Source organism: Roseobacter sp. S87, from assembly GCF_055693285.1.
This window is the reverse complement of the sequence record NZ_JBVFTR010000005.1, coordinates 1-20,187: the sequence shown is the minus strand read 5'-3', so window position 1 is coordinate 20,187 and position 20,187 is coordinate 1. Positions and strand designations below refer to the sequence as shown.

Annotated in this window: 16 protein-coding genes and 2 pseudogenes; 6 read left to right on the top strand and 12 right to left on the bottom strand. The window is 58.3% G+C overall.

All coding sequences use genetic code 11. From position 1 onward, the window contains the following. Positions 1–29 precede the first annotated feature (29 nt). Positions 30–1,148 carry a DegT/DnrJ/EryC1/StrS family aminotransferase gene (locus ACZ1HA_RS20935; protein ID WP_472715380.1) on the top strand — a complete coding sequence of 373 codons (1,119 nt, stop codon included), beginning with the start codon at positions 30–32 and terminating at the stop codon, positions 1,146–1,148. Here ACZ1HA_RS20935 and ACZ1HA_RS20930 read toward each other — a convergent pair. From ACZ1HA_RS20930 to ACZ1HA_RS20875, 12 genes are all read right to left on the bottom strand, one after another. Next, positions 1,145–1,855 (bottom strand): class I SAM-dependent methyltransferase, encoded by a 711-nt coding sequence (locus tag ACZ1HA_RS20930; RefSeq protein WP_472715379.1) that lies wholly within the window; start codon positions 1,853–1,855, stop codon positions 1,145–1,147. The two genes, ACZ1HA_RS20935 and ACZ1HA_RS20930, sit on opposite strands and share 4 nt — an antisense overlap. A 46-nt stretch (positions 1,856–1,901) precedes the next feature. Further along, positions 1,902–2,309: a VOC family protein gene (locus tag ACZ1HA_RS20925; RefSeq protein WP_472715378.1), complete on the bottom strand. Its 408-nt coding sequence runs from the start codon at positions 2,307–2,309 to the stop codon at positions 1,902–1,904. Further along, positions 2,299–2,943, bottom strand: coding sequence for a GNAT family N-acetyltransferase (locus ACZ1HA_RS20920; RefSeq protein WP_472715377.1), 645 nt, complete (start codon positions 2,941–2,943; stop codon positions 2,299–2,301). Before ACZ1HA_RS20920 ends, ACZ1HA_RS20925 begins: the two co-directional genes overlap by 11 nt. Continuing rightward, positions 2,897–3,139 carry an acyl carrier protein gene (locus ACZ1HA_RS20915; RefSeq protein ID WP_472715376.1) on the bottom strand — a complete coding sequence of 81 codons (243 nt, stop codon included), beginning with the start codon at positions 3,137–3,139 and terminating at the stop codon, positions 2,897–2,899. The genes ACZ1HA_RS20920 and ACZ1HA_RS20915 overlap by 47 nt, the downstream gene beginning before the upstream one ends. Positions 3,140–3,373: 234 nt before the next feature. Then, positions 3,374–4,894: an HAD-IIIC family phosphatase gene (locus tag ACZ1HA_RS20910; RefSeq protein WP_472715375.1), complete on the bottom strand. Its 1,521-nt coding sequence runs from the start codon at positions 4,892–4,894 to the stop codon at positions 3,374–3,376. 93 nt (positions 4,895–4,987) lie between these two features. After that, a complete protein-coding gene (locus ACZ1HA_RS20905) occupies positions 4,988–6,127 on the bottom strand; it encodes a rhamnan synthesis F family protein (protein WP_472715374.1) in 1,140 nt (379 codons plus the stop codon). Positions 6,128–6,287: 160 nt separating this feature from the next. Next, complete coding sequence (locus tag ACZ1HA_RS20900; RefSeq protein ID WP_472715373.1) at positions 6,288–6,827, bottom strand: isopentenyl-diphosphate Delta-isomerase; 540 nt, start codon at positions 6,825–6,827, stop codon at positions 6,288–6,290. After that, a complete protein-coding gene (locus tag ACZ1HA_RS20895; RefSeq protein WP_472715372.1) occupies positions 6,824–8,005 on the bottom strand; it encodes a geranylgeranyl diphosphate reductase in 1,182 nt (393 codons plus the stop codon). Before ACZ1HA_RS20895 ends, ACZ1HA_RS20900 begins: the two co-directional genes overlap by 4 nt. 1 nt (position 8,006) lies before the next feature. Further along, entirely contained in the window at positions 8,007–9,311 is a 1,305-nt protein-coding gene (locus ACZ1HA_RS20890; RefSeq protein WP_472715371.1) for a BCD family MFS transporter, read from the bottom strand. Beyond that, the gene (gene chlG / locus ACZ1HA_RS20885; RefSeq protein WP_472715370.1) at positions 9,308–10,207 is read right to left on the bottom strand and encodes a chlorophyll synthase ChlG; all 900 of its coding nucleotides are present in this window, start codon (positions 10,205–10,207) and stop codon (positions 9,308–9,310) included. Before chlG ends, ACZ1HA_RS20890 begins: the two co-directional genes overlap by 4 nt. Positions 10,208–10,261: 54 nt before the next feature. Continuing rightward, positions 10,262–11,722 (bottom strand): transcriptional regulator PpsR, encoded by a 1,461-nt coding sequence (gene ppsR, locus ACZ1HA_RS20880; protein ID WP_472715369.1) that lies wholly within the window; start codon positions 11,720–11,722, stop codon positions 10,262–10,264. Beyond that, positions 11,686–12,468: a cobalamin B12-binding domain-containing protein gene (locus ACZ1HA_RS20875; protein ID WP_375227363.1), complete on the bottom strand. Its 783-nt coding sequence runs from the start codon at positions 12,466–12,468 to the stop codon at positions 11,686–11,688. Before ACZ1HA_RS20875 ends, ppsR begins: the two co-directional genes overlap by 37 nt. 308 nt (positions 12,469–12,776) lie before the next feature. Here ACZ1HA_RS20875 and bchF point away from each other — a divergent pair, with 308 nt between their 5' ends. The 5 genes and pseudogenes from bchF to ACZ1HA_RS20850 all read left to right on the top strand — a co-directional run. Beyond that, complete coding sequence (gene bchF / locus ACZ1HA_RS20870; RefSeq protein ID WP_375227362.1) at positions 12,777–13,277, top strand: 2-vinyl bacteriochlorophyllide hydratase; 501 nt, start codon at positions 12,777–12,779, stop codon at positions 13,275–13,277. Further along, complete coding sequence (locus ACZ1HA_RS20865; RefSeq protein WP_472715368.1) at positions 13,274–14,560, top strand: ferredoxin:protochlorophyllide reductase (ATP-dependent) subunit N; 1,287 nt, start codon at positions 13,274–13,276, stop codon at positions 14,558–14,560. The genes bchF and ACZ1HA_RS20865 overlap by 4 nt, the downstream gene beginning before the upstream one ends. 70 nt (positions 14,561–14,630) lie before the next feature. Then, positions 14,631–16,191: pseudogene (bchB, locus tag ACZ1HA_RS20860) on the top strand (ferredoxin:protochlorophyllide reductase (ATP-dependent) subunit B). Next, positions 16,181–19,752, top strand: a pseudogene (locus ACZ1HA_RS20855) (magnesium chelatase subunit H). Before bchB ends, ACZ1HA_RS20855 begins: the two co-directional pseudogenes overlap by 11 nt. Positions 19,753–19,846: 94 nt before the next feature. Next, positions 19,847–20,187 (top strand): AAA family ATPase (locus tag ACZ1HA_RS20850; RefSeq protein ID WP_472715367.1); only part of this gene is annotated, 341 nt, incomplete at its 3' end.

Sequence of the window (20,187 nt, the reverse complement as noted above, 5' to 3'; positions counted from 1 at the left end):
ACTGATCCAGAGAGCATACGGAAAAATCTATGTATAAGGTACCGTTTCTCGACATTCGCTCCAGTTACCTAGAACTCAAATCTGACATAGACGAAGCGATCTGTCGGGTTATGGACAGCGGTTGGTATATACTGGGTCCGGAGGTTGAAACTTTTGAACGCTCCTTTGCTGAATACTGCGATGCTGAATACTGCGTCGGTGTGGCGAATGGTCTGGATGCATTGGTTCTGGCGCTGCGCGCATTGAATGTCCGCCAAGGTGACGAAGTAATCGTTCCATCCAATACTTTTATAGCGACTTGGCTGGCAGTATCTGCTGTCGGCGCCATCCCGGTTCCGGTCGAGCCCGACCCCAGAACCTATAATATTGATCCGGAATTGATTGACGATGCGATCTCACCAAGAACCCGTGCGATAATTGCTGTTCATCTTTATGGACAACCCGCGGACCTCGACCCGCTCAGAGAGGCTGCCGGGAAACATGGGATAGCGCTGATCGAAGATGCTGCGCAAGCACACGGCGCGCGATACAGGGGAGCTCGAATTGGCAGCGCGGGTGACATCGTCTGCTGGAGTTTCTATCCCGGAAAGAACCTCGGCGCATTTGGAGACGGTGGCGCTGTAACAACAAACAGGTCGGACATTGCAGAGCGCGTTGCATTGCTGCGGAACTATGGCTCATCTGAGAAATACGTGAACGATGAACTGGGCGCCAACAGCCGGCTCGATCCGATACAGGCTGCCGTCCTCAGCGTAAAACTGCAGCATCTTGATCGCTGGTCGGACGCTCGCAAAAGCAATGCTCAGCGTTATCTGGACCAACTTTCAGATGTGGTTTTACCGCATGTTCCGCAGTGGGCAGATCCCGTTTGGCACCTTTTCGTGATCCGGCACCCGAAACGCGATATATTGAAAGAGCAGCTGGCAAATGAGGGTATCGAAACGATGATACATTATCCCATTCCACCCCACCTGCAAAAAGCCTACCAAGATTTAGAATATGGTAACGGCAGTTTCCCACTTGCCGAACAATTTGCCGGCGACATGTTAACACTGCCCTTTGGCCCGCATATGCTGCCCGACCATCAGGATCGGGTTATCCATGCAGTCAACAGAATTGTGGCACAGCTTCCGAGCCCAGCCGGTTAGTCTTTTCTGGACGCAACAATAAAGTGTTCAGCAGCTATGTCCGGGTAACGTTCACCCAGTTTCATGAAAGCGTTGAGCATCTCTGAAGTCCAGGACTGTTCGATCTGACTGTTGGAAACAGGTTTCATCCAGTACCCACCAAAGAAGTCGACTTCGAGATCAGCCTGCATGAAATCATGACGGAGCGCTTCGGCTGTATAAATCCGACGATGTCCATGATGAAGGTCCGCCTCATTCATCTGCTGCTCATGCGTAAGAAGCCCCATCAAGACAGCAGCCTGCCGATGAAGAGAATGAGCGTTGGGAACTGCGGCCAGCACAACGCCATCATCGGAAAGCCAACCGCGAACACGCGACAAAACGCCAACCGGGTCTGCAACATGTTCAAGCACATGCCCAAGGACAATGTTGTCGAACTTTTTCGAGGGTACGTAGTCTTCAAACAAACTCTGTGTAACTTCGATTGACGGGTATCTTTGCTTTAAATCCCTGCAAAAGGACTCTGCACCTTCGACCACAGACACTTCGTAATCTGTTTCGGCCAACAGCTGCGTCATCACTCCTTCCGCGGGGCCCATTTCCAGAATTGTTGTCCCACGAAAATAACGGCGGAACACTTCGAAACTGTACTGAACCATGTCGGTATTCACGCCAAAGGCGTATAGTGAGTTCTGAGCAATCCCCTCAAGCGCGCTTGTTTCGTCCACTCTGTGTCTCCATTTTCAGTCCCTGCTCAACAGACAAGCAAGGCGTCTACAATTCTATGAGTTCGGTAATCATCCGGTTGGGCAAAATCATGAATACCACGCGGCGGCCGCCAAATGCGACTGCCGGCTTGGGCGGGGAGATTACTTTTCCACGGTATTGCCGGAGTATTTCTTCGGCCAGTTCTAGCTTTGGAACCTCATACGCGTGGTGGTACATTTTTGTGCCCGCGTCCAGAAATGGCGTAAGAGTGTCGGAACCGGGAAGTTCTTCTAGCAGTTCCATACGCGGTCCGGGACCAACAATGAAAACTCCTGCAATACCTTGCTGCGGATCTTCAAACCTGTCACCCTCGCGCGCATACCCGAGGGCAATCCACCCACGCTCTTCAGTTTCAATTCGCCGGCAGGCAACCCCAATATGATGGAACCGGAATATATCGGGATCAAAGTCCATGTTTCTGCTTTTCTGTGGGTGCGTTGCGCATGATCAGGCGCGAGATCCGATTTGCCTGGATACTGAGGTTATCACGAACCTCGGGCCACTGTGCTCTCTCAAGAAAATGCTCAACAGCATCTACAGGTTCTGTTCCCAGCGTAAAAGCGTTCGAAATCACACCAGAACGCTTCAAACCACAACTGTCATGGAAAGAAACCACCGCTTTGTTGTCAGCAACAGTCCGGCAATACAGCTTTTGCAGTCCAAGCTCTTCAAAAGCAGCCCGGTAAGTCAGGAACACCGAGGCGGGAGCGGCCAGCGATCCAGGCAACAGAAACCACCGTCCCCACTCCGCATGACCTTTTTCGATGTCATAGATACCGACCGTGCCTTCAAACCTTTGATCATGGCTGCGTTCAACTGCAAAATAACAGTCGCCCGGCCTTTCAAAATAGCGTGCCAGCCATTTCTCCTGTTCAGCAACGTCTGACGAAATTGCGTGCACAAACCGCGATTTTTCCGGATCACTACGCAAAGCAACAATGGCTGCAGCATCATCCATTGTGACCGGTCTAAGCGTATAGCCTGCACCGGTGAGCCTAACACTATGTCGCAAGCTTTGACTCCACCAGCGCCACAATTTCGGCAACACTAGTCAGCCTGGCAAAGTCGCTTTCCGCAAACTGAACCTGAAACTCATCTTCGAGCATGAAAATCATTTCCACATGCTTCAGAGAATCCCACTTAGGCTCATCCTCACGGGAAAAACTGCCTTCTGACGGCACCTCGGTTTTAAATGAAAGCCTGAGAACGTCACGCACGCGCGCGTCAATTTCTTCAGTCCGCATCTTGCTCACCTATTTCTATGCTGATGGGGAGGGATCGCGCCTCAGCCAGTCCAGGCAGACTGTCCCACTGCACCGCGATACTGTTCTGACCATCAAGGGTCTGATTGCTGAATCGTTCAAGCCATTCGCGGGCCGGCGCATTTCGCGGGCCCGTCTTGAACACAAACCGAACTGTAGCAACAGGCTGGTTTCCTGCAGCGACAAGCCGTGCATTTACTGCATCAATAGCCGCTGTCACCATAGCGTCTTCAACCCCCGTCCCAGCGCCCGGCAACTGACGCAGATCTCATCAACAGATATCGCACCAGAGCCTTCATATGAAAAAAACAGTGCAGCAATCAGCCCAGAATCCGAAAACCGGTCCGTCAGCCAAAGACCTGCGACGTGTGAGCGCGCGTCCTCCAGATAATCTGAAACCATCGTCGGAGACAGTCTCTGCAAAGCAGTATTGAACTGGTTGGTTTTCTGACTGAGTGCATGCAAGCGCTCGCTGTGTCCTTTAGGATCAACAGCAATACGAAGCTTCAGTTGCAACGAACTCAAATAATCAGCTTTGCTCATCGCCTGCTGACGCAGCTCCAGACGCGCGTTATTTGTAGCAAGATCGTCAGACCTGAGCAGATCAGCTTCGTCAACGCCCCACGTAAACAGCCCCGGAAAATACTTCAGCGCCCTACTGGTTTCGACCGGATCTTCTGTTGCGTGCAAAAGCTTAACACCCGGGCAGGCAGAGGCTACGGCAGCAAGCTCGCCGGGATTATCATCCACGAAAAGAATAGAATCGAATCCGATACGCAGTTCAGTTGCGATTTCCGTCAGCCCGTCAGCCTTGGAGCCCCAACTGATCGACTGCGCAGACAGCTTCTCGGATGGGAGACACATTCTGCCCGAAGCAAAAATCGTCTGGACGTCGGCAATTTCATTTCGCGACAAAACGCCCAGAAAGAGACCCGTTTCCCCCAGAGCCACTGCCTGTTTCTGCAGCGTATCATATCCCTGATCCACAATAACACCGGACGGACCGTCCTCACCGAGGACCCCGCCCCACAACGTGTTATCAAGATCAAAAACGACCGCCTTGAGACGTGGTTCCAGCACTGATGGCAACCAGCAAAGGCCAAGCTGCCTTGCCACGGTCACGTTGGCGCGCTCGGAAAGCCTTGTAGCCCCGACACCAGACATACGCTGATCGAAATAGGATTCGCCCAAATCAGCAGCTATTTCATGCAAAGGCAGCACACGAAACCCGGGAACATCTCTTTCCCAGGTCTGGATGCCCTCATTGAAAGTTACCGCTTGTTTAGAACCGCCAGCCCATGACGCCAAAAGGATGGGGGCATCACTCATAGACCGAAGAGCTACCACACGGGATTTGAGCCAATCGGACAGTTCACCGGGCGAAAGCTTGTAGCGTTCATAGTCAAGCCAGATCAGCTCGACATCGGCTGTTCCCGAGATCGCAAAACTGAGTGAGTCATCGTAGTCTCCGATGTCCGATTCTAGCTTCCGGCCAGAAAATCCAGAGAATGCCGGCAACAGAGAAGCAACAAATTCGAAAGACTGGTTTCGGTGCACGCGTAGTTTGCTTGCACTTCCAGAAAGTTCTACGACACCGGCCGCACGCATAAGCTCGGCTCTGCGTGGTTCACGGCCGAACACAACTTTCTGAAGTTCCGCACGCTTGAGTGCCGCCTCTACGTTCGCATCTGGAACGGCGCTCTTCTCGGCCTGATCGTTCTCGGTATCAGCTGTCACTGAGTACGGTTCCAATCTGGTCCGCACCGGAATGTGCGGCTCTCTTGTTACGCTGTCAGGCAGCCTTGTATAACCTGGAAACGGGTTTCGCAATCAGATGTCAGGCCAAAACCGATGGCGGATCATACGTGCTTCGGCCGCTGCGGATTCAGAAGCAGGTGAGCCGATTCTTTCGAGGATTGCCAACGTCTTATCGGACGTATCCTTTTCCAGCCAGGTGGGCGATTTTTTGAGAAACTGGAAACCATTGTCGAAAATGTTGAACTCGGCTGACGCGTAACTTGCGCCCTTACGCGCAACAGTGGTCAGAATGTACTTGATCAGCTCATCTTTTGACAGACTGGCGGGCGCTGTGGCGGCTTGAACTTTACGCATCTGAGCATCGTTCATCACAATCAACCGGTCGGCAATTTCGCGCAGTCGGTGCTGGGTCATCAGTTGCAAAGCATCGCTCATACCTCCGATATCGAGCGTCGATCCATGCGTCACACCATTGCGCAAAGCCCATCTGGTCAGGCCAATCTCTCCTCGTCGAACGGTACGCTTCTTACTGTTAGACAACGGAAATTTCTTCCAGAAACGCGGAAAGTCCGGATGCCGGAGCACCCCGGGTCCGAAAGAGAGAGCGTAAGAGCAGTAATGAAAGTTGGGATGGTTGGTTCGATACCTGAAATCCATTTCACGGAAGTTGACAGGATTCGGGCGCGGCAACCCATAGTTTGATGCGGCCGCCGCAAAGTCGACATCAAGGCTTTCAACATCATCCAGCCAATCCGAGTCTCTGCTCAACGGAAACCAGCAGGAATCGTTCAGCAGGATAAGCTGCTGAATATCGTGGAAACGCTCTTCAATAGACAATACCCCATCGCGGTACCCTCCAAAATCATATCCGAAATTAGGGCGCTCAATATAAGAATAACACAGATACTCGACGCGCTTCCTGTCGTTTGCCGACAGGCAAACATTAGAAACAACGGTTACGCAGATCCCCTTTTCATTGAGATATTTCAAGCAGTTTTCGTGAGACTGCTGAAGCCCATCTTTTGGGTAAATCAAATATACCGCATGTCGACTGGTGTACGTTTGCCTGCCCCGAACTTGCGAGACCTTGTGAGACAGGAAAAAATCGTAATATCTCGCACCGCACAAACGAGTAAACACGTCTGCCGGAGCGTTTTTCCAGCCTTTGTAGGGGCGTTTTATTTCTCGCCACACCTTCCAAAGCGGTATCATCCAGTTGTCCTAACCCGCCGGTCAACCGCTGACCGCGTCCATTTTCGGGAGGGTTCTAAAGACACTATGCGATTTAGCAAGCGGTCAACGTGCATTTGCGGCTTACGGTCGTAAAATATGACCGTTCCCGACTAACAAAACCCATATCTGAACGGGGCGCTTACCCTTCAGCGCGCTCAGCGACGACACCGAAAATGGTACTTGCATAGTCCCTCAGATAAATCCGCAACCACGGCGTATAACGCTCTGGGCGGCGTTCTGCATCGCGGACAAGGTCTCCGAATGACACCCACTCCACAGCCATCACCTCCTCGGGGTTTGGCTTTGTCACCAGATCATCCCCTGCCTCGGCAACGTAGACATCCACGACTTCATGCTCGATCAGCCCGCCACCGACGTCGGCACGGTATTCCAGGTGATGCCGGTGTTCCGGTGCCAGACCGGTGATCCCCAGTTCGTCGTCGAGGCGGCGGTTAGCGCAATCCAGCGGTGCTTCGTCCCATTGCGGGTGCGTACAGCAGGTGTTCGTCCATAGTCCCGGCGTATGGTATTTGCACATCGCGCGCTGCTGCATCAGCACCGCATCGCCCTTCAGCACGAACACCGAAACGGCCTTGTGGCGCAGGCCTTTGACATGGGCCTCCAGCTTTTCGACGGGCGTCAGTGTGCCGTTTACCCAGGCCGGGATCATGATCGTCATACGCGTGTCGTTGCCACAAGCCCGGTCAGATGCGCAAGGTTCTTGAGTCCGATTTTCAGGTGCGCCATCGGGCGCGCGCGCACCAGTTTCTTGTTCATATAGGCCTCAAAGGTCAGCCGCTGAACATCAACATCGTGGCACAGCGACACGAACCGCTCGCGGCGTTCGTCACTGCGGTAATAGGCGTTCTGCATGGATCCCAGCACGCGGAACACCATCTTGTGCTCACGCATGAAAAGCTGTCGCGCCAGACGCAAATCCTTAACACGACCCGAGGCCAGCGTCGCCGCACAGGCCGCGGCCGCCACCCGTCCGCCAACCATCGCGTAATAGATCCCCTCGCCCGAAGATGGCGCCACAACTCCGGCAGCATCACCTGCCAGCAGGACATCGCTGCCATTGTCCCAGCGATCGAGGGGCCGCAGCGGGATCGGCGCGCCCTCTTTCCGAATGGTCTCACAGTCGGTCAGACCCGATGCATCCCGCAGCGCAGCAGTCGCCTCCTTGAGGTTTACCGAGCTCAGCTCACTGCCCATTCCCACACTGGCACTGTCACCATGCGGGAACACCCATCCGTAAAAGTCAGGCGAAATGGATCCGTCATAGATCACGTCACAGCGTTTCGGGTCATAGATGTCCGACTTTGGCGGCGCCTTGATGATCTCATGATAGGCAAAGACCAGCGGTACCTTGTCCGCGTCTTTGACCTCCGCAAGACCCACCCGGGACTTCGCACCGTCCGCACCGATTACGAGGCGGCAGGGCAGTTCGCGTTCTTCCTGGGTCGCCTTGTCGCGATAAATCACCACCGGGCTGCCCTCTGGCCGTTCGATCCGGACAAAAGTACCGGTGAAGCAATCCGCTCCGGCTTCACCCGCGCGCCGGCGCAGGAAGGGATCGAAATCTTTGCGGTCCACCATACCCACAAAACCGTTCTCAATCGGGATATCCACCATGCGTCCGGTGGGTGAAATCATGCGTGCAGTTTTCACCTTGGCCAGCAGCTGTTCATCACGGATATCGAAATCCTGCATCAGACGGGGCGGGATGGCGCCGCCGCAGGGCTTGATTCGCCCTTCGCGGTCCAGCAGGGCCACACGATGGCCCGAGTTAACAAGATCGAGTGCTGCGGTGGCGCCTGACGGCCCGCCGCCTACGACGACGACATCATATTGCATATCATTCTCCCGGCATCATTGCGGTGCGCCCATCTGTTGAGGCGCCTGGTGTGGTCAGCCGCAGCGCAAGCACTGCGGCAATCAGAAAGACGAGACCTTCGAAAGTAAAAACAATCCCGTAGGCTGTGGCATCATCGCTGGTGAGGTGCCGCATGGTGTCAACCATGGCCGTGCCGATAAACGACCCTGCCCCGAAGGCGATTGCCTGCGCCGCGCCAAAGAGGCCCATTCGCAACCCTTCGCGCCCGTCATTGCCCTCGCGCGACAGACGCATCATTGCGCCGATGGCTGCCACGGCGAAGGCACCGTTGGCGAGGCCCAGCAGGAAGATGTTCGGCCCCAGTGGCCAGGAAGCCGCTCTGCCGCCGCCCCAGGCCAGCCCGGTCAGCGCTGCACCGGACAGCACGCAGCCGCCTACGACCCAGACGCGGATCGGTACATGCACCCAGCGGCTCAACAGCGTGCCCGACATCAGCACCAGTAGCATGCCCATCAGAGCACCGGCGTGGTGCATCCCGCCCAGCTGCGTGCTCTGCCCGACCGTCAGGCCAAAGACATGTCCGGCAAACGGCTCAAGGATCAGGTCCTGCAGGTTATAGGCCAGCATCGATGCAAAAACGAAAAGGGTAAAATTGCGCATCCGTGACGTTGCCCAGAATTCGCGGGCCACATCGGCAAAGGACGCTTTCGCCCTTGCAGGAACAGCTGCCCCCTGCCCTTCCTGACCCCAGACGCCCAAACAGGTCAGCGTCAGTGCAACCGCCGAGACGCCCAGCGTCACAACGACCAGACGACTGTGACTGTAGGGATCCAGCAGGATACCAGCCGTTATACCGGTGGCCGCCAGGCCAAAAATCATCATGATCCACACCAGGCTGCCCGCCGGTGCCTGACGTTTTTCATCGACCCGTGCGGCCAGAAGCGCCAGCAGATTGGTCCCCGCCGCTCCGATCCCCAGACCGATCAGCAGAAACGACGGGATCGCGGCAGCAATGCCTGCCCATACCACCCGTTCCATCAGCCCGACGGACAGTGCGGCGCACACAGCACCGAGCGCCAGCAGCGCGACGCCACAGAGGATCCAGGGGGTCCTGCGCCCTCCCTGATCCGCACCATGGCCGAACCGTGGACGCAGAAACTGCGTGCCGTAATAAAGAGAGACCAGCAGCCCGGGCAGGATTGCAGGAAGCGCAAGTTCAACGACCATCACACGGTTCATGGTTGCCGTTGTCAGCACGACGACAGATCCCAGCGCCATCTGCACCAGACCGAGACGGGCGATCCCTGTCCAGCTCAGCGGTTTCATGTCAGCCCCCGCACCGCGACCGCGGTGATCATCATACCGGTTATATAGAGAAGGACGCCGGTGCCATTGTACCAGGGCGCTTTGGCTTCGGGGTCGCGGAACATAACCGTCATGGCCCAGAACTGCGCAAGAAGAACCGCAGCCACCCCAAGCGCATGCAGCGGGCGGTCACATGCGAAAAGCAATGCGATCACGACAAGTTGCGGTGCTGCCATTACGGCACAGGCAACGCGCGCAGCCCTGACAGGGCCCAGAGCAACGGGCAGAGAATTGACGCCCGTCTGACGATCCCCTTCCAGCGCTTTGAAATCGTTGAGCGTCATGATCCCATGCGCACCGATGCCATAGAGAAACGCCACGATCACCACCGGTAATGCCGGCGCACCCGCGCTCAGGACTGCTGCACCGGTGAACCAGGGCAGCGTCTCATAGCTGAGGCCAACAAGACCGGGACCCCACCAGCCGGATCGTTTGAGGCGGACAGGTTCCGCTGAATAGGCCCATGCCGCCAGCACGCCAACCACAGTCGCACCAAACCCCCAGGGACCCAGCTGCCAGCCGACAAACAGCGACAGAACCGACATGGCGAGTGCAATCCACAGCCCCCAGCGTCCGGGAATACGCCCCGACGGGATCGGGCGGTCAGGCTCGTTGATCGCGTCCACATGCCTGTCGCACCAGTCATTCGCCGCCTGGCTCATCCCGCAGACAATCGGCCCCGCAAGAATAACGCCGAGCACAACAAGGCCCCATTGCCCTGACGGAGATGCACCCGAGGAAACAACACCGCAAAGATACGCCCACATCGGGGGAAACCACGTGATCGGTTTGATCAGACGCAGGGCTGCGGCGGGTTCAGGAAAACGGCGCGACTGTATGACCTGACTGACAGACATGTGTCAACTATGACTGACACATTGAGTCGGTGCAAGAGCAGTAAGGCGGCGGTATCAGCCGTTTTTGGCGAGCAGACCGTACTTGCGCAGTTTCACATAGAGGCTCTGGCGCGACAGGCCCAGCATTTCGGCCGCGGCCACCCGGTTGTTGTTCGTCAGCTCAACGGCGGTCTCAATACACATCTTCTCAACAACGTCGGTGGTTTCCGCAACGATATCTTTGAGCGAAGCAGATCCGACCAGATCCATCACATTGCGCGCCGGTTCCGCGGGCATCTGGCCCGGAGAAGTAGCGTTCCCGGCACCACGCGAGGCCTCTGTCCGGCTGACGTCGCGGATAATACAGCCGATGACCGGGTTATCCGGGTCTTCAAGATGCGTCGCCGAAATCTCGACCGCGACGCGGACGCCGAGGTCGTTCACAAGGCGGGTCGCATAGAACCGCATCTGTCCGGACCGCTGAGGCTGGTCTGTCATGACACCGAGATCAATCTGCCCCCGACCGAGAAAGTCAGCAAAACTGCGTCCGACCACATCTGACAGATGCGGCGCGCCCACCAGATCCAGAAAGCTCTCGTTCACGGACAAGAGCACGCCCTTGGGCGACATGAACAGCATTGCATCCACGCCCGCGCGGAAAAGCGCCATCATCTGGCCCGCACCAGCCTCTTCGGTCTTTACCGCATCGGCATCGGTCCCAAGGCGACACATCAGAATACGCTGGCCGGCGGCCCGGAAAACGACCGGATGCAGCACCACCTGCTGACCGGTCCGTGTCGCCTTGAGCGTGACCTGCCCGCCTTCTTCGGAGAGGGTCGCGTTCATCAGCGCTTCGGTCAGCTCAACACTGGAGCGATCCGCAAAATGCTGCGCAAAAGCACTGCCGCGCAGGGCATCGGTGCTCAGCCCCAGCAAACCGGCCGCGGCCTCGTTTACATCTTCAATGCGTCCGGTCAGGACGGAAACAAACGCGACCGCCTGCGACGTGTGAGACATGAGCACACGGTACCGCGCGTCGAACTCGCGGCGGGCTTCATACCCCTGTTCCAGGGCGATCTGTGCCTGCACCAGCTGTTGCTGTGTTTCTGCGATCGGGCGCAGGTCACGACCCAGCAGCAGAACGGCATTCTCATGCCCGAAGCGGTGGAATGTATAGCGGACCGGATACTGCCAGACGGCGTTGTCACTGTGGTTCAGCTCCAGCGGCCGTGCCGGAACTTCTCCGCCAAGGTAAGCACTGTGTGCCTGCTCAAACTTCGGAACCGATTCCCGTGTCAGGAACTTGGCGATCGGGCGGCCTTCCCAGTGTTTGAGATTGCCAAAAGATTCGCTGTGAGAATTCAGAACAACCGACAGGATCATGCCCTCGGCCGAAATGACGAGCGCAATATCTGACGCCGCACCGATAATGCTGCTGAGGAATTCCGGTTCTATGAGAGGGACTGAGCCGCTGCTCCAGAAATTTTCGCCACCTGAAGTCATAGGCGCAGAGAGGCAGCCGGTTTTGCTGTGCAATACGAGACAGCCTCCGCTACGCGCCTTGTCACAATGTCCACGCCAGTCAGTTCTTTCAGTTCTCTGTTGTCGCCGTCTATCGCGCCACCCATGGCAATAACAACATCGCTGCCAACGGCGCTCCGGATGGTCTGCACCGTCCGGCAGACACTTTCAAGTGTTTCAGCCCTCGCGCAGGTAATCAAAATAAGATCGGGTGTATCCTGCATCAGTCGGAACGTCAGCGATCCTGCGTCTTCGTCATAGGAGCTGCTGACCTCGCAACCCATGCGGCGCAGTTGTGCGTCCAGCACACTGGCCCCCAGAAAATGCTGTTCATCCGGCGGCACAACCACCAGCACATGCAACCTGCCCTGATCGGTCTTGTGATCAAACCGCATGGTGCTCGAAGCTTCGCTCACAAGAGACTGCAGCCGCAGCGTTCCGACCGTGACCTGCGCGAAAGAGATACGGTCTTCTGCCCAGGCCACGCCCATTTCGCGCGCAACGCAAGGCACGTAATTATCAATGATGTCATCGGTGGTTATGCGGTGTCCGCGCAGTTCTTCAAGCAGATCATCCGGGCGACAGACACCCGGACAAAGCACCGCGCGGGTCAGGTGATCAAGCACAAAGCGGCGCAGGCCGTCCACGGACACAGCCTGTCTGTCACTCAGCACCGAGATAACCCGCGTTGCGAGCGCATCGACATGAACCGGCCGATTGCGCCGGGCGCCACGCGGGTCAGTATGATCTTCCGTCGACATGGCCTATCCCAGTGTATTCCGGGCTCCTCAGCCCCGGACTCGCATTGCACCCCAAAAGTCTGCCCTTCACCCCAAAATGTCAAATCAAATTGACATATTTCCGAGGAAAGCCACAGATTCAGGGACCAGGCATCATCAGTTTCTTCATATTTCCCAAGATTTCGCCCTCAGGTCCCGCAAAAACTGTCATGGCGGCCTGTCATAAGCGAATCCAGCGTGTGTAAGTTATAGTTGACACTTTTCTTCAAAAGTCGCACCTTTCGGGGCAACTGCCGGCAGAAAAGGTCACCATCAGGATGCACAGCAATATGCCACGACAAAGCGTCCCGACGGGCCTCTATACGCCCGAGGAGCGCGCGCGGCGTGATGCCACGGCATGGACGACGGTTCAGGGCATACTGGCCCCTCTGCAGTTCGTGATTTTTCTCGTCTCTCTGGTGCTGGTGATCCGGTATCTCGCGACGGGTGACGGATATGGCGCTGCGACGGCCTCCATCCTGCTCAAAACCCTCGCTCTTTACGTGATCATGGTCACCGGTGCGATATGGGAAAAAATCGTTTTCGGTCAGTACCTTTTCGCCCCTGCGTTTTTCTGGGAGGACGTCTTTTCCTTTGCCGTAATCGCGCTTCATACCCTCTATCTCTGGGGGCTGTTTTCAGGTGCGATGGACCCAAAGATGCAGATGATCGTCGCCCTGGCTGCATATGCCGCTTACGTGATCAACGCGGCCCAGTTTCTGCTCAAGCTGCGGGCCGCCCGACTTCAGGCATCTGCCTCCTCTGAAAGCCGGCAGGAGGTCACCGCATGAACGACCTTCCCCGCATCAGCGCAACCGGTGGATGCCGTGATGAACCGATTCTGAAGCAACGCGGGCAGCGCGAGGTATTCTGCGGGCTGACGGGAATCATCTGGCTCCACCGCAAGATGCAGGACGCCTTCTTCCTCGTGATCGGCAGCAGAACCTGCGCGCATCTGCTGCAATCCGCCGCCGGCGTGATGATCTTCGCCGAACCGCGTTTTGGCACCGCCATTCTCGAAGAAACCGATCTGGCGGGTCTTGCCGACGCACAGACCGAGCTCGACAAAGTCGTTGATCAGCTTCTGGCCCGCCGGACCGACATCCGGCAGCTTTTCCTTGTCGGTTCCTGCCCCTCGGAGGTCATCAAACTTGATCTCAACAGGGCGGCGGAACGGATGAGCGAAAAATACGCGCCCTCCGTCCGGGTGCTGAACTTCTCCGGCTCCGGGATCGAAACCACCTTTACTCAGGGCGAAGACGCCTGCCTTGCCTCGATGGTGCCGGTGCTGCCGGAAACGGACGAACGGCAGCTCCTGCTCGTGGGCGCCCTGCCGGATGTGGTTGAGGAGCAGGCTGTCTCTCTTCTGAACGACATGGGCATCGGGCCGATCCGCGTCCTGCCAGCACCACGCGCAGATACGGATCTGGGCATCGGCGAAAATACCGTCTTTGCGCTGACCCAACCGTTTCTTGGGGACACGCACGCAGCACTGGAGCGCCGCGGTGCAATCCACCTGCCAGCACCTTTCCCCTTTGGCGAGGAAGGCACCACCGCCTGGCTGCGCGTCATCGCCACTGAATTCGGTGTGGACGAAGAGACCTTTGAACGGGTCACCGCAGCACCCCGCGCCCGCGCCCGTAAAGCCATTGCTCAGGCCTCTGAAAGCCTGCGTGAAAAATCCATCTTCTTCTTCCCCGACAGCCAGCTCGAAATCCCGCTGGCCCGTTTTCTGACCCGTGAATGCGGCATGCAGGCCATCGAGGTTGGCGCACCTTTCATTCACAAGGGGATCGTCGGGCCCGATCTCGATATGCTCGCTCAGGGGCCCACACTGTCCGAAGGCCAGGACGTGGACCTGCAGCTGGACCGCTGCCGTGCTGCCCGCCCTGACCTGACCGTCTGCGGCCTGGGCCTCGCCAATCCACTTGAGGCCGAAGGGCTGGCCACCAAGTGGGCTATCGAACTGGTGTTCACGCCTGTGCATTTCTACGAACAGGCCGGCGATCTGGCCGGCCTCTTTTCACGCCCTGTGCGCCGGGCCGACCTCCTGCGTGTGGAGGCTGCCGAATGACACATCCGTATCTTCTGGCCGAAAATATCCCGGGGAGCGCGAGGGGCCGGCCCCTCGCCCGGTGCACCGCATGAAGCTCACCGTCTGGACATACGAAGGCCCGCCGCACGTTGGCGCCATGCGTGTCGCGACCGGGATGAAGGGTCTGCACTATGTGCTGCATGCACCGCAGGGCGACACCTATGCGGATCTGCTCTTCACGATGATCGAGCGACGCGATCATCGACCCCCTGTCACCTACACCACGTTTCAGGCGCGCGATCTCGGATCGGACACGGCCAATCTTTTCAAAACCTCTCTGCAGGACGCCTATGCAAGGTTTGAGCCGGAGGCCCTGATCGTCGGCGCGTCCTGCACTGCGGAACTGATCCAGGATGATCCCGGCGGTATGTCCGAAACCATGGACATTCCGGTGCCGGTGATCCCGCTGGAACTGCCCAGTTACCAGCGCAAGGAGAACTACGGCGCAGATGAGACCTTCTTTCAGATCGTCAAGACGCTGGCCCGCCCGATGGAGCGCACCGCACAGATCTCCTGCAATCTGATCGGGCCCACGGCGCTCGGCTTTCGCCACCGCGACGATATCACTGAAATCTCATCGCTGCTGTCCGACATGGGCGTCAGTGTAAATGTGGTGGCCCCCATGACGGCTTCCCCGGCCGATATTACCCGCATGGGGGCCGCCCATTTCAACGTTCTGATGTACCCGGAAACCGCCGAGAGCGCCGCACGCTGGATGGAGCGGGAGCTGGATCAGCCATGGACAAAGACAGTGCCGATCGGCGTTGGTGCCACGCGCGACTTTGTGCGGGAAGTTGCAGGTATCACCGGCGTCGAACCAATCCTCGATGAAAGCCGGCTGCGTCTGCCCTGGTACTCAAAATCCGTGGACAGCACCTATCTGACCGGCAAGCGTGTCTTTATCTTTGGCGATGGCACCCATGTGATGGCAGCAGCCCGAGTGGCGCGGGACGAGATGGGTTTCGAGGTTGTTGGCATCGGGTGTTACAACCGCGAGATGGCCCGGGGCGTGCGTGCTCTTGCACGTGACTTCGGCGTCACAGCCACGATCACCGACGATTATCTGGAAGTTGAGCAGGTCATCGAGGCGCTGCAGCCGGAAATGATCCTTGGCACCCAGATGGAGCGCCATATCGGCAAACGACTGGGCATACCCTGTGCCGTGATCTCTGCTCCGGTGCATGTTCAGGACTTTCCGGCGCGCTATTCCCCGCAGATGGGGATCGAAGGCGCAAACGTGCTCTTTGACACCTGGGTGCATCCGCTGGTGATGGGGCTGGAAGAACACCTTCTGCACATGTTCCGCGATGACTTTGAGTTCCATGACGCGGCCGGTCCGTCACATCACGGCGGTCACGCTCCCCGGTACGGAACGGATGGGGGGCCAGCCCCCGGGCTGCGCCTTCCCCCGGGATAGTTCCGACCAGAAGAAGGACGCCGGATCCGGCAACGTGATCTGGCTTGAGGATGCCGAACGTGAGCTGAAGAAAATTCCGTTCTTTGTGCGCGGCAAAGCGCGCCGCAACACCGAGGCCTTTGCCAGCGAACGCGGGGTCGCCGAGATCAGCATTGATACCCTTTATGAGGCCAAGGCCCATTATGCGCGATGACAGCGGCATAAAAGGGCGTATGCCCGGGTATCGCGTTGTGATCCTGACGCTGGACAGTCATGCTGCGGGGCCTGCGCTGCGGGCGATGGACCGGCTGAGCCTGGATTACCCCGGACTTTCGGTTTCGGTGCATGCGGCCGCCGAATGGGGTGAGACGCCGGGTGCTTTCGAGGCGGCCCGGGATGCGGTTGAAACAGGTGACATCATTGTCGCGAACCTTCTGTTTCTCGAAGAGCATATATCGCGCATCCTGCCGAGCCTTGAGGCGCGGCGGGACCAGTGCGATGCAATGATCGGCATCATTGCGGATGCGGCCATTGTGAAGCTGACACGGATGGGCAGCCTCGACATGCAGGCCCCGGAATCCGGCGCCCGCAGGCTGATGAAAAAGCTGCGTGGTTCATCCAAACCCTCCAGTTCGTCAGGTGCCGACAAGATGGCGCTGCTGCGCCGTTTGCCCAAGATACTGCGGTTCATTCCGGGCAAAAGCCAGGACCTGCGCGCCTGGTTTCTGACCATGCAGTACTGGCTGGGCGGGTCAGACGACAATGTCGAGGCAATGATCCGCTTTCTGATCAACCGCTATGCCACAGGTACGGGCTGGGACACGGCACCGGAGGCGGCTGCACCCGTGGAATATCCGGATGCGGGGCTGTATCACCCCGATCTGCCGGAACGCATAACGACCGACACCGCGAGGCTGCCTGCACCGGACGGTGCTGAGCTCACCGTGGGACTGCTGATGATGCGGAGTTATGTGCTGTCGTCAGACACGGCGCATTATGATGCCGTGATCCGCGCGTTTGAGGCGCGGGGGTCAGAGTTCTTGCGGCATTTGCCGGCGGCCTCGACGGACGGCCGGCGATTGACGCCTATTTCCGGAACGGGGACGCCGTGCACATCGACGCAATGGTGTCGCTGACCGGATTTTCGCTCGTGGGGGGGCCCGCATATAACGACAATGCATCCGCCATCGACGTGCTCGAAGGGCTGGATATCCCCTATGTTGCGGCACATCCGCTGGAGTTTCAGACGCTGAACCAGTGGGCCGAGAGCGCTCAGGGCCTTGGCCCCATCGAGACCACGATGCTGATCGCGCTGCCCGAACTGGACGGTGCCACAAACCCGACTGTTTTTGCCGGACGGCACGGTGAGGCCGGTTGTCAGGGATGCGCGCACCGTTGCGCCAATGCCTCAGATGCCAAGGCCATGGCGCCGTGCCATGAGCGTATCGACAGCCTTGTGGAAAAAACGTTGCGTCTGGCGAAACTGCGCCGCATGGAGCGGGCAGAGCAGCGGGTTGGCATCGTTCTGTTTGGCTTTCCGCCGAATGCGGGCGCCACAGGAACCGCCGCCTACCTTGACGTTTTCAAAAGCCTTTTCAATACGTTAAGCCGCCTTAAGGCAGAAGGGTACACCGTCGATGTGCCATCCTCCGTCGAGGATCTGCGCGCGGCTGTGCTGCAGGGAAATGCCGCACAGTACGGCCAGGAGGCCAATGTTGCAGCGCATGTGAGCGCCGATACGATTGTACGGACCACGCCACCGCTGGCCGAGGTCGAAGCCGTCTGGGGCCCGGCCCCGGGCCGTGTCCAGTCCGACGGGCGGGGTGTTTTTGTGCTGGGCCAGCAGTTCGGCAACGTCTTTGTCGGCGTTCAGCCCGCGTTCGGATACGAGGGCGACCCGATGCGGCTGTTGTTCGAAAAGGGCTTTGCGCCGACACATGCATTCGTCACCTTTTACCTCTGGCTGCGGAATACGTTTTCGGCGGATGTGATACTGCATTTTGGCATGCACGGTGCGCTGGAGTTCATGCCAGGCAAACAGGCGGGGCTGGGTGCGCGCGACTGGCCGGACCGGCTGATCGGCGAAATGCCGAATGTCTATCTCTATGCCTCCAACAACCCGTCCGAAGCGACCCTCGCCAAGCGACGTTCCGGTGCCGTGACGGTAACCCATATGACGCCGCCCCTGGCGCAATCCGGTCTCTACAAAGGTCTTTCCGAGCTGAAAGACAGCCTCACCCGCTGGCGCAGCATGGATCCTGATGCGCCGGAGCGCGCGGATCTTGAAGCGCTGATCGCAGATCAGGCAGAGGCCGTTGATATGAGCGGGGTGGCCCCTGACGCGCTGTGGCTGAAGCTGCTGGAGACCGAAGATGCGCTCATTCCGGATGGGCTTCATATCGTTGGCGAGAAAATCTCTGATGCGGCCCGGGCTGAATATATCAGCATCATGCAGGGCGCGGATGAAGAGACGCGCGCGCGGGTCGATCAGCTGCTCCAGGAAGAGACCGAACTCGATGCGCTCTGTCGTGCGCTGGGAGGACATTTCATCCCGCCGGTGCCGGGTGGCGACCTGATCCGTTCGGCAGATGTCCTGCCGACAGGCCGTAATATCCACGCCTTTGATCCATTCCGCATGCCCACAGCCTTTGCCTGTCAGGACGGCGCGAAACAGGCGCAGCTGCTGCTCGATACACATGAAACCATGCCCCGCACGGTGGCGCTGGTGCTCTGGGGCAGCGATAATATCAAATCTGACGGTGGGCCGATTGCTCAGGCGCTGGCGCTGATGGGCTGTACACCACGGTTTGACAGTTTCGGTCGGCTCGCCGGCGCTGATCTGATCCCTCTGGCCACGCTGGGACGCCCCCGTATCGATGTCATCATGACGCTGTCGGGCATTTTCCGCGACCTGCTGCCCCTGCAGACCCGGATGCTGGCCGAAGCAGCCCTGACATGCGCGTCGGCGGATGAACCGCCGGAGCAGAACTTCATCCGGGCGCATGCCCTGGCGTATATGGAGAAAACCGGCTGTACCCTGGAAGACGCGGCACTGCGGGTCTTCTCGAACGCCGAAGGGGCGTATGGTTCGAACGTGAACCAGCTGGTGGACAGTTCCGCCTTTGGTGACGAGGACGAGCTGGCCGACGCCTACGAAGCGCGCAAGAGTTTTGCCTATGGCACAGATGGCAAGGCCTCGGCCAATGCGGACCTGCTGCAGGCACAGCTGGCCGAGGTCGATGTCGCCTATCAGAACCTTGAATCAGTCGAGCTGGGTGTGACGACTGTGGATCACTATTTTGACACGCTGGGCGGCATTGCCCGCGCGGTTAAAAGGGCGAAAGGCGCCGAGGCAGCGGTCTATATCGGCGATCAGACCCGCGGCACGGGCCAGGTCCGCACACTGCGTGATCAGGTGGCTCTGGAGACACGTGCCCGCAGCCTGAACCCGAAGTTCTTTGAAGGTCTGCTGAAACATGGCTCCGAAGGGGTTCGCCAGATCGAGGCGCATGTGACGAACACGCTGGGCTGGTCCGCCACGACCGGTCAGGTCGACCCCTGGGTCTACCAGCGGATTTCCGAGACCTTTGTGCTGGATGCGGAGATGCGCCAGCGGCTCGCCGATCTCAACCCGACCGCCTCCAGCCGTATGGCGAACCGCCTGCTGGAAGCACACGACAGAAACTACTGGTCCCCGGACGCTGAAACGCTGGCCGCCCTTCAGGATGCGGCCGATGCGCTTGAGGACCAGCTCGAAGGGATCGCTGCGCAATGAACCGTTCCGACACCTTGACCCGCGGGAGCCTCCGGCGGGGATATTTTGAGCCATAAGAAGCAGGGGTGCGCGCCCCCTTTGAAAGGAAACTGACATGAGTCCACTCGACAGAACACCGCCCGTACTGCGGGGCCAGGACGGCGAAGGCTCGGTCCAGGTGCATCAGGACGAGAGTGCCGGGATTGACGGCGCCAAGGTCTTCTCCGTCTATGGCAAGGGTGGCATTGGCAAATCAACTACGTCGTCCAACCTGTCTGCTGCCTTTTCCATGCTGGGCAAGCGGGTGCTGCAGATTGGCTGTGACCCCAAGCACGACAGTACCTTTACGCTGACCGGAACGCTGCAGCCGACCGTGATTGATATTCTCAAAGAGGTGGATTTCCACCCCGAAGAGCTGCGCGCCGAGGATTTTGTCTTTGACGGGTTCAACGGTGT